Genomic DNA, 17131 nt, shown 5'->3' with positions numbered 1-17131 from the left:
AAGACACTCGTACATACACATCAATTTTTGAGTTCTGTTTATATTTTAACGGTTGCGTTAAATTAATCATGAATAAATATAAACAAGCTGGCATGATTTACTCACAGAATTTTTATCTGTTCGTTTTTCATTTATATAAACAAGAAGGAGAACAGAGAGAGAACGGCACAGCCTTACAATAAAATCAATGACTTAAGTTAAAACCGGCTATTCATATTTATACATAGCATTTTCATTTTTATCGATTAGCATCATGAACTAGCACAAGTACAATAACAACAAACTGACAATTCGGTTATTTGTCATACTGCAACTTTAAATCTGATTGACTTTCTTCATATGAATATAGTTACAAACTATAAATCCATAAAATAAATATGGCTATTTCTCATCTTTTTATTCTAACTGATTTTGTGATCTTTATTCCACAAAATTTTCACTCATTGAAAGTTTACAGGAAGATGACAGACATAAAAAAAGCGAAAATACTGATGTATTCCCGCTTTTCTTTTATCAATTTCACTCTGCGTGAGGATGATTCACTTTACAACTTAAACTGCGCCGTGATCACTTGGAGTTGTCCTGCCAGACTGGATAGCTCTTCACAGGCACGGGTGGTTTGTTCTGCCCCTTCCGTCACTTCATTCGCGGCTTGACTGATATGACCCATATTATTACCTAACTCTTCCGACACCGCCGTTTGCTGCTCGGTCGCGCTGGCAATCTGCGTACTCATATCGAAAATGGTCGTCATCACACGGTTCATATCCCCAATGAGTTCACCAGTACGATTGACTGCATCCACGCCCTCCCCCATTTTTTCAACGCTGCTCGACATGGTCTTTTCTGCCGCTGTCGCTTGCTCTTGCAGACGCGCAATGATCGCCCCAATCTCGCCTGTCGATTGCTGGGTACGGGTCGCCAGTGAGCGCACTTCATCGGCCACCACCGCAAAGCCTCGACCTTGTTCACCGGCACGCGCCGCTTCAATGGCTGCGTTCAATGCCAGCAAGTTGGTTTGATCCGCAATACTGTTGATCACATCCACGATTGAGCCGATGCGTTGACTCTCTTCCACCAATTTATGCACAGTATCCGTTGTGACATACATTTCTTCTTCAACGGAGCGGATCGCATTCACTGAAACATGAATGGCATCTCCGCCTTCTTTCGCACTCTCTGCCGCGCCATTAGTCGCATGGGCGGAGTTTTCTGCGTTCGCTGCAATATCTGCTGACGTTGCACGCATCTCATCCATCGAAGCTACCAGCGTATTAAGCTGATCTTGCTGGTTACGCATACTGACCGACGACTGCACTGAAATCGCACTCACCTCTTCTGACGCACTGCTCAGCTGCGCGCTGGATTCAACAATTTGGCTCACAATACTGTGAATGTTTAAGCGCATGGTTTCAAGCAGACGAGACAACTCACCGATTTCGTTACTGCCGTCATCCACCGGTTTCGGGCTCAGATCTTTATGCCCGATCGCTTCTGCCGCACGGATCGGCAATTGCAGCTGGGCATGCATGCTGCGCACAATGATCAACGCCAGGAATACCGCCAACGCTGACGCCGACAGCAACGCAATAATGGTCACGTTATTCGATACGCGATTATTGGCCAGCAACTCATCGGCAAACTCAAAGCCTTGTGCCCCCAACTGGTTTAACTGCACTTCCAGCTCTTTATTGAACTGCTGACCCAATTCCAAGGAACGGGTGTGCGCCTGTCGGTATGCCGGTAAATCACGTTCCAGCATCAACAAGGCTTCTTGATAACGCTTGGCGACACGCAATACGTTGGCCGTCGCGTTATCGTTGCGATTTTGCTCCAGAATATTGATGGCCGCCTTGATCCCTTTTAAGGCGTTACCCAGGTAGCTTTCACGCATACCCGCCACAAAACCGTTGTAATTTAAACGTACGGTAGCGATATGGTTAACGGCACGTGTCCCTTGGCTGACCCACTCCGGCGGATAATTGCCACTGGCAATATTCAAAGCGTATTGATCAAACTGTTTACCAGAGCCAGAAATGCCGTGTTTTACAGCATCATCCAAGGTGACAAAAAACGACAACATGATGTCTGCCTGACGGGCATAATCCCCCACCAAACGCTGAAGGGTTTTACCTTCTTCCGTGGTTGGCTTGTAGTTGTCTGATGTGCGTTGCAGATCGGCAAATTGCGCCTTGGTTTTCTCCACCAGCGGTATACTGCGCGGATTAGACCAAGCGGTTGCCAAGGCCACGCGCGACATCCAGATCTGCTGAGAAAAAGCGGTCGCCGCTTCTAAATCCGCAACCCGCTGAACACGTTCTTGTGCATACACGCGTTCACTGTCGCTATGGCTGGTATACAGCCAAAATGACAGACATAACACCACCACCCCCGTCATCAGGCTTGGCAGCAATACCGATGTACGGAAACTTAAGTTCTTTAAACTGACAGCAAACATTTCCTTTTTACCTATGAATATAGATTTATATATAAAAAGCGACCATCCAACGTCGCAAAAAAATGCAAACACCTGACAGCGTTTGCATTTATAGAATGATAGATAATATAAATTGGACAGAAGAAATATTGTGATATTCGCCGCATTTACCGCGCAAAACGTGATTAGGAATGACAAAAAGTGCTTAAAAAACGATAAGTTACAAGCAAAATCATATGCAACCATGCACCACTATTCCTTCTAGGAATAAATGAACCACCGGTGAAATGGACAGTATTTTATTGCCTGCACTCACTAACGCCAAAATAATGGCTCACTGTGTTTGTTTTTGACGGTTTACTTTTCCTAGCTGTAAAGATGATAGGATGAATAGATGTAACGGGATTGATACTTGCCAGAAGTGAGGTGGAAACATCATTGAACGGGGATAGCCGAGATTGAATGACGTTGGCTCAGTATTGCCCCTTCCACGCAAGAGCGAATACTCGTTCATAGGCTGTTAATATCGGCTTTACCCTAATTATCTTAATGAGCGGTCATGATTAGTATGATGCACGGTATTCCCCAAAGCAAGAGTTGTGCAAGACTAGGTAATTTAGGCTCTAGCGCCGTTTCTGCTTCACTTTCGGTTAAAGTGTACGTGAGAAACTATCTTTATTTCGCTATCAAACTCGACCATCTCTCATACCTGCTTTATTTTATATGATAACAAATTTCACCCTCTAAAAATAATATAAATTTTTAGGCATCTAATTATCTAGTAGGTATTAAGTGTAGTTTCGAAGAGTGTATAGAGGTGAATTACAATTTATACACTCAAGGCTGATTCCCGTGATGATTACATGGCATTAAAATTACTTGTATTATTAAAACCATTTACTAGTATTTACATAACTACCAGCGAGAAGGAATAATAATATGCCACCGAAACTAACCACCAAGGTGTTCATTGAGAAAGCCCGTGAAGTTCATGGAGATAAATTTGATTACAGCAAGATTGAGTACGTTGATGGAAAAACGCCAATAACAGTCATCTGCCTTGAACATGGGGAATTTAGGCCATGGCCTTCCACATTTTTACGTGGCTCTGGATGTAAAAAATGTAATGTCAGAGATGCAAAGAGATATGTCATTGAGCGTTCAAAAGAGGCGTTTAAACAAAAAGCCAAGTTGGTGCATGGATATATATATGATTACAGTAAATTCGATTACCAACGTAGTGACCTCAAATCAGTAATCATATGTGCTAAACATGGTGAGTTTATGATGAACCCCAACAATCATCTGAGTGGTCGAGGATGCCCATCATGTGCCAATGAAGATAGGAAACGAGCACTCGTCGCACGTAAGTTTAATATAACACCCTCTAAAACACCTATTATTTGTGAACAATTAACGTGTACCTTTATCGAAAAAGCAATTGCTGAACATGGTGATCGTTACGATTACTCTAATTCACAATATGTCAATTCAAGCACTAAGGTTGCCATTATTTGCCATGAACACGGAGAATTTATGCAACAACCAAGTCTCCACCTAAGAGGGGCTGGCTGTAAAAAATGCGCCGATATCGCTAAAGGTAAAAAGAGATCCAAGATTGCTGCCGAGCAATTTATTCAGAGAGCTCGAGAAGTGCATGATGATTATTATGAGTATACAAAGGTCGTCTATAAAAAATCTAGCCAAAAGGTTGTTATCACCTGTTACAAGCATGGAGACTTTGAGCTAAGGCCAAACAACCATCTTAGAGGGGTTGGGTGCGCAAAATGTGCGGCAGAGAGGGTCGCGGATCAACAACGCATGACTTTAGAGGAGTTTATATCTAGAGCTTCCATGGTTCACAACAACTTATACGATTACTCCAAGGTTGTTTATGTTAATTCTGCAGAGAAGGTCATCATTATTTGTTCAAAACATGGTGAATTTAAACAAACTGCGATTGCTCATCTTAATGGAGGAGGATGCAAGGCTTGTGGTCATGAACGAACCAATGCGTCAAAGAGCTATGATAAAACAAAGTTTATAGAAGATGCCAAAGCTGTCCATGGTGAGAAATTTGATTACTCCATGGTTAAATATAAAGGATCAGCAAAACCTGTTACAGTAATTTGCCCTGAGCATGGACCCTTTACAACAACTTATGAGCATCATGCAAAGCGAGGACAGAGCTGCCCGTCGTGCCGTAATAGAGATATGGATACGGATAAGTTTATTCAACGGTCGAGAGAAATTCACGGTGATAAATACGATTATTCGAAAGCAAAATATACTGTGGCAAAAGGTCGCGTCTGTATTATTTGTCCCGAACATGGTGATTTTAAGCAGGTTGCTTGGAATCATATGGATGGCATAGGCTGCCCTTACTGTTTTGACTGGCAGAACTCAAAGGGCTCGCAGCGGATTGAGTCGTGGCTTAAGGAAAATGACATCGACTTCGAACGTGAAAAAAAATTTGATGACTTATACACATTTTCGACATCACGTAAATATCATCTCAGATTTGATTTCTTTATTCCCAACTGCAATCTATTGATTGAATATGATGGAAAGCAGCACTTCGAGCCTGTTGAAATCTTTGGTGGCAATGAAGGGTATGAGAAGTTGCTGTCTAACGATCAGAAGAAAAGAGATTGGGTTGATAAGTGTGGCTATAAGTTATTACGAATTGCATATTCCGACGATGACAATATTGAACAAATCTTAAATGACCATATTTCAATTGTGTAGTGGTATGGTTAAATTAACCACCTAAATGGAGGTGTATCATGCGTGAAATAATATTGAACTCCGTAAAAGAAGTTTTACAATAGCTGATTTAATTTTGCGATAACTAAATTAGCAGTATCACTGACATATTTACCCTCAATTCTGTGTTTTGAAGCAGTTGAAAGTAAAAACCAGCTCAACCATGCCCTACCCTCACGCTTGTGAGCTGGGCATGATGACGCAAATACGGGGAAAAGACTGAAGCTGGATTCAACCAATCACTTTCACACGGCCAACCGCACCGCTTTCTAGGCGCACTTTAATACCGTGAGGATGGTTAGGAGAGTTAGTAAGTAAGTCTTTGACGATACCGGCAGTTAGCGTGCCGCTGCGTTGGTGTTCTTTCAGCACAATTTTCACCGCTAACCCAGGGTAAATATTGCTGCGTTGTGTTTCGCTCATGGTGTGACCTTTTCTATTGCATCCAATAAAAACTACCCAGCCACAACGGGCTGGGTAGTGTTGTTCTAGGGCGTTAAAGCATTAGCCCCAAAGCCCTTGCAAATAAAACTCAGCTATTAATGCTTCAACCAGATGTCTGATTTCTGCTGCATCTGCTTCTTACGTTTTTTCTTGCCCGTACCGGCTGGTTTTGCCACAGGCTTGCTGGCTGCCAGCATTTCTTCAGTGATGGTTTCATCCAGCTCGAAGCCTTTTACCTGCTCGCGTTCAAGGCGGATCTTGTTTTTCTTTTCGATCACTTTGAAGTGGTGGAAATCTTCGTAATCAATCAGAGAAAGCGCCAAGCCCACTTCACCGGCACGGCCACTTCGGCCAATACGGTGGATGTAGTCTGACGGGCTGCGTGGCAAATCAAAGTTGATCACCACTGGTAGCTTTTCAATATCCAAACCACGCGCCGCAATGTCAGTCGCGATCAATACGTCGATTTCGCCGGATTTGAATGCGTCCAGAATACGGGTACGGTAGCCCTGCCCTTTATCGCCGTGGAATACTTCCGCTTCAATGCCGCGCTTATACAGTTTGTCGGCCAAGTGCTCACAGCTATTTTTGGCATTCACGAACACCAGTGCTTGTCGCCATTGGTGCTCTTTGATCAAATGCGCAAGAACGGCGGTCTTTTCGCCTTTGTTCACGTTAAACACGCGCTGTACCACGGTGCTGGCGTCATCACTTTGCAGTTGCACTTCAACCGGATCGTTCAGCAGTTCTTGCGTTAGCGCCTGCACTTCTTCCGGGAAGGTTGCAGAGAACAGCATAGTTTGTTTTTGTGCCGGCAATTGACCCAGTAGTTCTGACAGCTCTTCGGTGAAGCCCAGGCTCAGCATGCGGTCGGCTTCATCCAGTACCAAGGTTTTGACCTTGTTCAGCTTGATGGCATTGCTAGAGATAAGATCCAACAAACGGCCCGGTGTGGCGACCAGAATATCGGTACCGCCACGCAGCGCCAGCATTTGTGTATTGGCAGACACACCACCGAACACGGCAACGGTTTTAATCGCACCGTTAAAATGCACAGCATAAGACTTGATGCTGTCCGCCACCTGTTTGGCCAGTTCGCGGGTCGGAACCAAAATCAAACCAGAGACGTAGTTGCCTTTGCTGTTGTGTGATTTTGCGCTTTGCTTTTGCGTGTACAAATCTTGCAATAGCGGCAAGGCAAACGCAGCGGTTTTACCTGAACCCGTATTGGCACCGGCAATGACATCACGCCCGGCTAAAACACTTGGGATCACTTGCGCCTGAATCGGTGTTGGTTGTTGGTATTCCAACTCTGTGAGTCGCGCGAGCAACGGTTGAATAAGGGCAAGTTCCGTAAAGGTGGTCGCTGTAGTCATGAGGGTATAAAGGCTCTGGCTAAAATAATGGCGTGCATCTTAGCGTATTTAGCCCCTTCACACCTTCTTTTCTCGACAAATATCGATAAGGAGAAAAAGAATAGAACCAAGGAGGAACGAGAAAGAATGAAGAACAGAAACAAGGAGAGATATGGGTAACAGGAAAGCACCGGCTTGGCACCGCGTCTTACAGTGCCAAGCCGATAGATCATTCATACCGCGAGAAAACCCTTAGTCTTCCCAACGCTTGAAGATAATAGAGGTGTTGATGCCGCCGAACGCAAAGTTGTTGCTCATCAGGTAACGGCAATCAATCTCACGGCCTGTGCCTTGGATGTAATCCAAACCACCACAACGTTCGTCAACCGTTTCCAGATTCAAGGTCGGGTTGAACCAGCCTGTGCGCATCATTTCTAAGCCTAACCACGCTTCAATGGCACCACATGCGCCCAAGGTGTGGCCGAAGTAGCTTTTCAGCGAGCTGATTGGTGCGTTATCACCGAAGATGTTGGCTGTCGCGTTGGTCTCGGCAATGTCGCCTTTTTCGGTTGCGGTGCCGTGCGCAGAGATGTAGTCAATCGCGTCTGGCGTTAAGTCTGCATCTTTCAGTGCCAATTCCATACAACGTTGCATGGTTTCCATAGTCGGTTGCGTCACATGGGCCGCATCACAGTTGCTGGCAAAGCCGACGATTTCGGCATAGATAGTGGCACCACGGGCAACAGCATGTTCGTACTCTTCCAGTACCAAGGTCGCCGCCCCTTCCCCGATCACCAAACCATCACGGTCACTGTCAAACGGACGAGGGGTGGTTTTCGGCGCGTCATTTTTCAAACTGGTGGCAAACAAGGTGTCGAACACCGCCGATTCGGTTGGACATAACTCTTCTGCGCCGCCTGCGACCATGGCAGTCTGGTAGCCATGTTTGATCGCTTCATACGCATAACCAATGGCCTGGCTGCCGGATGTACACGCGCTGCTGGTTGGGATCACTCGGCCACGCAGGCCAAAGAACAACCCGACGTTCACCGCAGTGGTGTGTGGCATCATCTGCACATAGGTGGTTGCGGTAATGGCACGGGTATCGTGTTCATTGAGCATGGTGCCGAACGCGCCAATCGCTGGCGTACTGCCCACGGATGAGCCGTAAGCAATACCGGTTTCACCATTGGTCAGCATGTCGCTTTCTAGCAGGCCACTTTGGGTCAGCGCTTGTTCACTGGCCAGCGTCGACAGCTTAGACACACGGCCCATGCCGCGCACTTTCTTGCGGGTGTAGTGTGCAGGTAGCGTGAAATCTTCAATCGGCGCAGCAAGGCGAGTATTTAGGCCGTTGTACTTTTCATAGCTTTCCATGTACACGGTGGCGTTTTCACAGGCGCGCAGTTTCGGTTCAATCGCTGCCCAATCATTACCAAACGCCGTGACACCTGACATACCGGTGACTACTACACGACGACCCATACGAGGAGTCATTTGAGAACTCATACCAAACCTCCATTCACCGAAATCACCTGACGGGTCACGTAGCCGGCAATATCTGACATCAAATAACTCACTAGGCCCGCCACTTCTTCTGGCTCACCCATACGACGCAATGGCACTTGCGGTAATGCGTGCTCTTTTACGTGTTCATCCACCATGCCGGTATCAATCAAACCCGGTGCAACACAGTTCACGGTGATCTTGCGTTTCGCCAACTCCAACGCCAGCGACTTCGTCGCACCAATCACGCCGGCTTTTGCCGCGCTGTAGTTGGTTTGACCACGGTTACCGGTAATGCCGGACACCGACGCTAACGTGACAATACGGCCACCTTTGCGCAGACGCACCATCGGCATCACACACGGGTGCAGCACGTTGTAGAAGCTGTCGAGGTTGGTGTGGATCACGCCATCCCATTCTTCTTCTGTCATGGCCGGGAAAGCGGTGTCACGGGTAATACCAGCGTTGCTGACCACGCCGTAATACGCACCGTGTTCGGCAATGTCTTGCTCAATCTGTTCACGGCACTGGGTGCGGTCACTGATATCAAACTGGATCAGACGACCCTGACCCCCTTCGCGTTCAATCTCCGCCAATGTCGCTTCTGCGCCGGCGCGATCACTCATGTAATGCACGACCAGGCTAAACCCATCTTTAGCAAGCTGAATCGCAATGGCGCGACCAATCCCCTTACTTGCGCCCGTAACCAATACGTGTCGAGTCATGATGGATTCCTATTTAACATGTGTTCTAATTTTTCTTGTGACGGTACGAAGACGTTAAGCTGACTGGTTGCCAGCACGTGCCCGTCCTGTTCAATGCGACAGGCAAACACCGCCATACCGTTATTTTCTAATACTTGCTCGGCAAAAATATCGAGCGTGCTGTGCTCGGCAAACGCGGCACACTGTGTTTGATAGCGACGGCTACCCAACAAAAAACCCACTGGCGATGCTTCACCACGACGCCATGCGTGGTAGCCCGACCAGCCACCGATGGTTTGTGCCATCAGCTCAATGCCCACATACCCCGGCAGTTCACGGCGTTCGGCATCAAAGAACAGACAGTCTTCGCTGACGGTGACCTGACAGTGGACAGCCAGCTCGCTCACTTCGACCAAGGTGTCCACCAGTGCCATCGGCATATCATGGGGTAACAGATCATGGAGAGGAGGAATGTTAGTCATGGGCATATCCAAAAATCAGACTGATGTTATTGCCTCCAAAGGCAAATGAATTACTTAACAGGGCCGGTTTAATAAGTGCGGTGTCGGCCTTCACCAAGGCAATCGGCGCGAGGCTGTCGCTGATCTGCCCATCGTTCACCTGCATAGGCAAAGGTAAACGGTGGCGCAATACATGCCAACAAATGGCCGCTTCTACCGCGCTGGCCGCGCCTAGTGTATGTCCGGTCAAGGGTTTCGTCGAGCTTACCGGTGTCTCACTGCCAAACACGCGATGAATGGCTTTGGCTTCCATCTCATCATTGAGCGGTGTCGCCGTGCCGTGCGCGTTAATGTAACCAATGTCTTGTGCGGTTAATCCGGCATCTTCCAAGGCTTTACGCATGGCCGCTTCGGCGCCATTCCCTTCTGGGTGCGGGGCGGAAATATGGTGCGCATCGGAGCTGTCTCCTGCCCCCAGCAAGGCAATGGCTGGCATGGTGTCGTGCTTCTCGCTATCGCTGGCATCCAAAGACAACAACATGAACGCGGCAGCTTCACCAATATTGATGCCGTCACGGTTGACACTGAATGGATTACACAGACGATGGGACACCGCTTCCAGCCCGTTGAAGCCATTTAAGGTTAACCGGCAAAGGGAATCGGCGCCGCCGACGATCACCGCATCCACCAGCCCGGCTTTTAGCAAACGCTTGGCAGACAAGAACACGCGACCACTGGAGGAACACGCGGTAGAGACGGCATACACCGGCCCGTCGATGGCATACAAATCAGCAATGAACTCACCAAGATTGCCCACTTCCTGCTGTTGATAGTGGAAGTCAGCCTCAAACGCGCCCTGCGCCATGTGGGTCTGCAAGGCGGTTTCACCATCGGCAATGCCGGAGGTGCTGGTACCGACAATCACCGCAATGCGGTCACGGCCATATTTCTCGATAGCCTGTTCAATCACTGGCGTCATGGTGTTAAGTGCCGACAAAGCCAGGCGATTATTGCGCGTATTGTAACGCACCGGATCCAACGGTTCAGGCAGCGACGGTAAGGCGGCACTCACACGGCCGACCACGGTTTCTGCGCCATTGTTCAGCCAGTCCGTCACGGTTTGCATGTCCGGCGACATACCTTGCGCTAAACGCTGGTGAATGGTCTCTGGTGCAAAACCCAGCGCAGAATGAAAACCACAACTGTGGATATAAACGGGCGTCACCGCACGCGAAGGCATAGATTCTTTGGCTATCAACGTCATTGTTTTCTTCTCTCTTACTACTGCGGCGATGCTGCTTTATTCTGGCTTTGTTTGAGCGGATTCAAAGGCTGCGCTTGAAAGTTCATGGTCTTTATCGTGATGCGGTAACCTAACTGACGGTGCGTGAACACGATGTCGCCGCCCAGTTTTTCGCTCAAGGTTAAGCTATTGTTTAAGCCATGGTTTAAGCCCTGATTTAAACGATCTGAGGCCTTGCTATTAACGTGCTCAGAGCCACCTGCATAGTGAATATCCACGATCACCTGACCGTGATTATCCAACAACTGGCGTTGATGAGGACGGTCAACCAACTGCCAGCCCACCGCCTGCAATGATGGCTGCCATGCCGATTGCGGCCACAGCGTCAGCATCATATTCATCAGCACTTGTTCCGGCTTGGGTAACACGCCACCCAACCCCGGTAAGACATCGGTCGACAGCGCCTGATCTTGATAAGTCAGGCTTAAAATTCTGGCACCCCACGATGAAAAACCGGCCAGCACCAGTTTCTCTGGCGTCACTTCCAACTGCACCGGTAACTGGTTTTGTTGATCGTTCCACGCCGCCGAAATCAATTGAGTCGCAGTGAGGCTTGCGCCTAATTCCGCAGGCGTCGGTAACGTCACCCACACGCTTGGTGCTAATTCAACACGATTGGCCTTTTCCCCTGTATCCGTTTGGGCGTTTTCAGCATGTTGAGCTGATGCCGGATCTTGCGCTGTATCTTGATGGCTCGCAGTAAAACTGCTGCAACCATTTAACATCATGGCTGTCGCGCAGACGAGTCCGACACCCATGCGTTTCATTTTGTGCTTCATGCGGTGTGCTCCTCTGCGCTCGATGCTTTTGGCTCTGACTTTGATTTTGACTCTGACTTTGGTACCTGTGTCTTCGATGCGAATGACAGCGAAGTCGATGCCAACGGCGCTAACAACCATGCGGTGAGAATGCCGGTTAACACGGTCAAGCCAAAGCTATGAATGGCCTGCGTGCTGCTTAACGCCAGCAAACCAAATGACAACAAGGTTGTCAGTGCTGATAAGGTGATCGCCAACAAGGTGCTGTACACGCTGCCTTGCTCGGGCGGGTTGTCTCTTTGCTGAGCTGGTTTTCCTGACTGCCCAGCCTGCGCTGTACGCCCCTGCTCTGCAAAGAACAAGGTGTAATCAATCCCGATCCCCAGAATCAAAAACAGCCCCAACAGGTTAAACAGATTCAACGGCGTGCCGGTAAAACCCGTGATGCCCAATCCGACAATGCTGGCAATGGCAGGTGGCGCAATCACGCGCAACGCACGCAGCCAACCGTAGCGCACCACTAAAATCAGATAAATGACACCGACAGCAGCCAGCAATAACTCGCTGATCCGCACACGGTATTCAGCAAAAATACTCGACACTTCTTGCGCTTTATCCAAATACGTCAGCGTCTGACCCTGAGTGCGGGCTTTCGCCACATACGCCTGCACAGCCTTGGCATCATGAATATCTTTTAGCATCACCACGGAAGCAGGATGCCCCGCAATGTTCCCCAACCACAGAAAACGCAACGGCGCAGACGCGGGCGACTGCAAAAAGGCCGTGGGTGTGAGCGGCAAGAAATCTGCATCCAACTCCACCGCCTGTTTCAATTGCAACTGTGCAGCTAAGGCAACGCCTTGTTGGTCGTACAAATGTTCAACCAGCTGGTAGTTTTTCGCTTGTGCCTGAGCCGACGGTAAATAGCTGTGAAGACTTTGATAACCGCCTAATACACCGTCTTCTACAAACTGCTTGAGTTGCGTATCGACTTTACCTAACTGCGTCAACAAGGCTTGTTCCGTCGGCGCTTGTACCAACAGCATTTGCTGACCACCGTGTAAACCGGTAATGGCTTTGATGGTCTCTTCCTGTTGTTTCAGATCCCCCGGTAATGCTTGCAGCTGGCGAATATCATCATCGTAACCGGAACGCGACAGCCCCGCGACCGCCACCAGCAGACACAAAGCAGGTAACCCCCAACGCACACTTGGCATTGACCATAAGCGCAGCCAAACTCGCATGGCGTTCACCAACGGCAAGGCCACGATTTTACCCGGACGCGCCGCCAATACCGGATACCAACACATCACAGTGGCATAGGCCGCCAGCAAACCGACCGCAGAAAACAGCGATAGCTGCTGCAGACCCGGAAACGGTGCAATCATCATGCACAGGTAGCCAATCAGGCTCATCAACAAACCGAGCGACACCGCCGCCACAATATGCTGTAAGCCGGTACGCGCCTGCCACTGTTTGCCCGCCGCCAGACGGTCAGTCAGAAAATGCAGCGCATAGTCAATCGACACGCCGATTAAGCTGGCGCCAAAGACTAAGCTAAACAAGTGCACCTTGCCAAACACGGCCACGGTTGCGACGAAAGCAGCCACTAACCCACAACCGATAGACAGCAATGCTAACCCCAGCGGCAAGGCACTGCGGTACACCAGCAACAACAAGACGATCACGCCGACCAATGAACCGACGCCGATGGTGCTGATCTCGCTCTTTGCGCTTTCGGTGCCGTGGGCGGCATAGAAAATCACACCGGTGTGCAGCACATCAACATCAAACTGCTGACGGATCTGTGTTTCGATCTGATTCAGCGCAGGCAACTTATCGTGCAGTGCCATGCTGTACGCGGATCCGGCAAGATCAGCCGTGATCAATACATAGGTTTTGCCTTGGTACTTCGCCGTCAGGTAACCCTGTTGCAACGTGACAGCCGAGCTGCTGCTCGTCAGTTGACTCATGAACTCACGGAATAACAGGAACGGATCCGCCGCTAACTCCTGCCCGGTCACCCCGGAAAACGGGTTGTACACGGCTTGGATCACACGCTGCACTTGCGACGCCGGATTCGACGCTAAACGCGCTTGCTGCTCGTCCGTTAAAAACTGGGCACGATGCGGGAAATAGAGTTTGCCCCAGGCTTGTTGCTGTGACTCACTCATTTTGGCGCTGATGTCAGCAAACAGCCCCAACGTGGCGATCTGCTTGGCGAAGTCGTTCGCGGCACTAAAGGCTTGCGTGCTGTTGTCGCTGCCCACCACAAACACAACTTTGTCGCTCATGCTGGTTGCGACCTGATCAAACGCGGCTTGCGCGGCCGGATCTTGTCGGTTCTCCGGCAATAAGGCCAGAATGTTGGTATCGATCGGTAATCCCGAATGCCCTTGCATTAGCGGGCGTATCACCTGCATACCCAACACAACCAATACCGCGAGCATCACAAACAGCCATGCCCACGCGCGTCGACGCATGTTGGCTTGGATACTCGGCTCTTGCGGTGATTTACAGTTGGAAAGCACGTTGTTCTTCTTTGCTGAGTGTGGCCGGAATAGTGGTTTGATGGCTAAACGCAATCTCGGTTACATCACCGCGTTTTTCTGTCAGGATCAGCTGATCAATGAATTGATCGCCCGACAAACGAATGTGTTCAAACACGGCATTCAATGGCGCAGCGGTTGGCGTCAGTGTCAGTACCCAACGGGCACCGTCTGCCTGCTCTTTGGCGTTAGGCGTTGTCAACGACACGGTAAATTGTTCGGTTAACTGCTGGGTATTCCCCTCAAACAGTGACAGGAACAGGTGGCTGAAATAAAACACCATCGGGTTGTCTTTGGCATCCACCACCTGTGCCGGACTATCAGCAAACTGCTGACTCAGTTTGTCCTGCGTCAGGATCAACGACACCGGAAACGGCACGGTCTGTTGCCACTGCAACCCTTGGTCTTGCGCCAACAAAAAATGGCCGGACGACACCAACGGCGCGTTAAACATGGCCATGTGACGGGTCTGCACAAAATCGCCGCGTACCAGAGTTTGTGCCGCCAAGCGTTGCTGTAAATCCGCCAAGCTTAATGTCTGAGAGTCGGTCTGAGACTCGGCCTGCACCATGGCTTGCGAAGCTGTTTGCGACAGGTTTTGTGAAAGATTCTGTGACTCGGCTTGTGCGTAGGCATTACCCATAGGCACACCAGCTAGGACACACGCAACCAACACGCTGGCGAACAGACGAGTCGGAATGAGATTAAGCAATCGCATCAGCAAACCACGCATCGACTTTATCGGTAAACACTTTCGGTGACACAAAACACATCTCACCGCTTTCAATCCCGACTGCCACCTGCATGGTGTAGCCTTTGGTCATGCGTGCGCCGGTTTGAGCATCAAAAATGACGTACTCGACTTTCAGGCGGTTTTCCCACTCGGTCAGCGTCGCGACCACGCGGATTTCATGATTGAAAGGGATTGGTTTTACATATTTCACGCGCGTATCAATGATCGGCCACACAAAGCCAGACGCCTGCATGTCGCGGTAGTTGTAGGACAACTTGTCCATCAGAACGCGGCGGGCTTCTTCAAAGAAACGGAAATAGTTACCGTGATAGACCACACCCATTGGATCGGCGTCCTGAAACGCTGTCACCATGGTCACTTCTGCACGTAATTCCGGTTTGTTCGCCATACTTGTGCTTTCCTTCATGTTCTTGCTTGCGATGAATCAGGCTACTTGCCATAAAACCATCCCCTCATTGGGGGAGTAGCCCTGAATCATGAGACACCCAGCCGGTTGACCGGGCATCGTGCATTCGGGGTTGAGAGTCTAATTGGGTTCAGTATTGGGCTTAATACAGATCCCAATGCTGTTGCTGAATACGCATCATGAATTGACGCAGATCCTGCTCCAGCGGGCGATCTTCTTCAATAAAGCGGAACTCGCTCAACACGCATTCATGCATGGTTTTCAATGCCAAGCTCAGGTGTTGATCATTCAGCTCATTGCGGCGCAGGCGAATTTCCAACGCCTGTGTCGCCGCCAATAGCGAAGCAGCGGTCACTTGTTCTGTCAGCTCCAGTACACGTAAACAGTCACGAGACGCAATGGTGCCCATGCTCACTTTGTCCTGGTTATGACATTCAGTAGAACGCGAGAACACGCTGGCCGGCATGGTGTGTTTCAACGCTTCCGCCGTCCACGCCGAAATGCCGATTTGCACCGCTTTAAAGCCGTGGTTAATCGGTTTACGCTCCCCTTCCGCGCCCGTCAGGTTAAACGGCAAACCATTATTGAATTTGTAATCCATCAACTGGGCCATCTGGCGGTCCAGCAGATCGGCAATATTGGCGACAGCCGTTTTCAGGGTATCCATCGCCATAGCGATATGACCGCCGTAGAAATGGCCGCCGTGCAGCACACGTTCGTTATCCCCGTCGATGATTGGGTTATCGTTGGCACTGTTCAGCTCATTTTCAATCATCTGGCGCAACCATGGCAGGCTGTCCTGCAGCACACCGATAACATGCGGCGCACAGCGCAGTGAATAACGGTCTTGCAGACGGTCACTGTTACGTGGCGGACGAGCTGCTTGCAAATCCGCACGTAACCATGCGGCAATTTGTTGCTGACCCGGATGCGGCTTCACCGCAAACAAGGCTTCATCAAAGTGGAAGTCGTTGCCCTGCATTGCCACAGACACCATGGCGGTAATGCGGGTCGCTAGTTGCGCCAAGTATTCTGCGCGCTTGTAAGCCAAACAGGCCAGCGCAGTCATCACTGACGTACCGTTCATCAACGCCAGGCCTTCTTTTGGCTTTAGCGTGATCGGATCAATGTTTAGCTCAGCAAACACCTCTGCCGTCGGACGGATTTGCCCTTGGTAAATCACTTCACGCTCGCCAATCAATGCCGCAGCCAAATAAGACAGCGGGGTCAAATCGCCACTCGCGCCCACTGAGCCTTCCTGCGGAATACGCGGAGCAATGTCGTGATTGATCAGGGTGACAATCTGGTTCAACAGATCATGAGAAACCCCCGATACCCCCTGCGACAGTGAACACAAACGCGTGGCTAATACCGCACGTGCCTGTACATGGCTCAGGTTGTCGCCCAGGCCACAGCCATGAAAACGGGTCAGGTGCAACGGCAGTTCATCCACCAGATTCGGCGGGATCGCCACGGTACAGGAATCGCCGTAACCGGTCGTTACCCCATAAATCACGCCTTCTTCTTTGAGCAGTCGCTCAAGGAAAGCGACACCGCGATCGATTTTCGCACGATATTCCAGGCTGTCATTCATTGCCGCTGATGCCCCATTGGCAACTGCGACAACATCTTCGATCGTGAGGCGATCAACGCCAAATTTCACGGTTTCTGATTTCATATTCGTCATG

At 49.6% G+C, this 17131-nt stretch carries 13 protein-coding genes; 1 reads left to right on the top strand and 12 read right to left on the bottom strand.

Translation table 11 applies throughout. The features are described from left to right. Window positions 1–544 precede the first annotated feature (544 nt). Window positions 545–2458: a methyl-accepting chemotaxis protein gene (locus tag ABT58_RS23385; protein WP_053062962.1), complete on the bottom strand. Its 1914-nt coding sequence runs from the start codon at window positions 2456–2458 to the stop codon at window positions 545–547. 918 nt (window positions 2459–3376) lie between these two features. On the opposite strand from ABT58_RS23385, the gene ABT58_RS23380 reads away from it, so the two are divergent. Then, window positions 3377–5185, top strand: coding sequence for a DUF723 domain-containing protein (locus ABT58_RS23380; RefSeq protein WP_053062961.1), 1809 nt, complete (start codon window positions 3377–3379; stop codon window positions 5183–5185). Window positions 5186–5434: 249 nt separating this feature from the next. On the opposite strand, the gene ABT58_RS04465 is transcribed toward ABT58_RS23380, so the two are convergent. The 11 genes from ABT58_RS04465 to ABT58_RS04415 all read right to left on the bottom strand — a co-directional run bounded on the left by ABT58_RS04465 (window position 5435) and on the right by ABT58_RS04415 (window position 17130). Next, entirely contained in the window at window positions 5435–5626 is a 192-nt protein-coding gene (locus tag ABT58_RS04465) for a YwbE family protein (protein WP_047873158.1), read from the bottom strand. A gap of 116 nt (window positions 5627–5742) precedes the next feature. Beyond that, entirely contained in the window at window positions 5743–7023 is a 1281-nt protein-coding gene (locus ABT58_RS04460) for a DEAD/DEAH box helicase (protein WP_047873157.1), read from the bottom strand. A 231-nt stretch (window positions 7024–7254) separates the two neighbouring features. Then, the gene (locus ABT58_RS04455; protein WP_047873587.1) at window positions 7255–8487 is read right to left on the bottom strand and encodes a beta-ketoacyl-ACP synthase; all 1233 of its coding nucleotides are present in this window, start codon (window positions 8485–8487) and stop codon (window positions 7255–7257) included. 20 nt (window positions 8488–8507) lie between these two features. Beyond that, on the bottom strand, window positions 8508–9233 hold the full coding sequence (locus tag ABT58_RS04450; RefSeq protein WP_047873156.1) for a 3-ketoacyl-ACP reductase FabG2: 726 nt from the start codon (window positions 9231–9233) through the stop codon (window positions 8508–8510). After that, window positions 9230–9694: a hotdog family protein gene (locus ABT58_RS04445; protein WP_047873155.1), complete on the bottom strand. Its 465-nt coding sequence runs from the start codon at window positions 9692–9694 to the stop codon at window positions 9230–9232. The genes ABT58_RS04450 and ABT58_RS04445 overlap by 4 nt, the downstream gene beginning before the upstream one ends. After that, entirely contained in the window at window positions 9687–10937 is a 1251-nt protein-coding gene (locus ABT58_RS04440; protein WP_047873154.1) for a beta-ketoacyl-[acyl-carrier-protein] synthase family protein, read from the bottom strand. Before ABT58_RS04440 ends, ABT58_RS04445 begins: the two co-directional genes overlap by 8 nt. Before the next feature lie 17 nt (window positions 10938–10954). After that, window positions 10955–11755, bottom strand: a complete 801-nt coding sequence (locus tag ABT58_RS04435) for a DUF3261 domain-containing protein (RefSeq protein ID WP_373300122.1) — start codon at window positions 11753–11755, stop codon at window positions 10955–10957. Next, window positions 11752–14217, bottom strand: a complete 2466-nt coding sequence (locus ABT58_RS04430) for an MMPL family transporter (protein ID WP_082210997.1) — start codon at window positions 14215–14217, stop codon at window positions 11752–11754. The genes ABT58_RS04435 and ABT58_RS04430 overlap by 4 nt, the downstream gene beginning before the upstream one ends. Window positions 14218–14248: 31 nt before the next feature. Next, window positions 14249–14854, bottom strand: coding sequence for an outer membrane lipoprotein carrier protein LolA (locus ABT58_RS04425; RefSeq protein WP_373300145.1), 606 nt, complete (start codon window positions 14852–14854; stop codon window positions 14249–14251). A 133-nt stretch (window positions 14855–14987) separates the two neighbouring features. Further along, entirely contained in the window at window positions 14988–15425 is a 438-nt protein-coding gene (locus ABT58_RS04420) for an acyl-CoA thioesterase (RefSeq protein ID WP_047873153.1), read from the bottom strand. A 160-nt stretch (window positions 15426–15585) separates the two neighbouring features. After that, window positions 15586–17130, bottom strand: a complete 1545-nt coding sequence (locus ABT58_RS04415; RefSeq protein WP_047873152.1) for an HAL/PAL/TAL family ammonia-lyase — start codon at window positions 17128–17130, stop codon at window positions 15586–15588. Window position 17131 lies beyond the last annotated feature (1 nt).

This window comes from Photobacterium aphoticum (genome assembly GCF_001029435.1).
Classification (GTDB): Bacteria; Pseudomonadota; Gammaproteobacteria; order Enterobacterales; family Vibrionaceae; genus Photobacterium; species Photobacterium aphoticum.
This window is presented reverse-complemented; position numbering and strand designations above follow the sequence as displayed.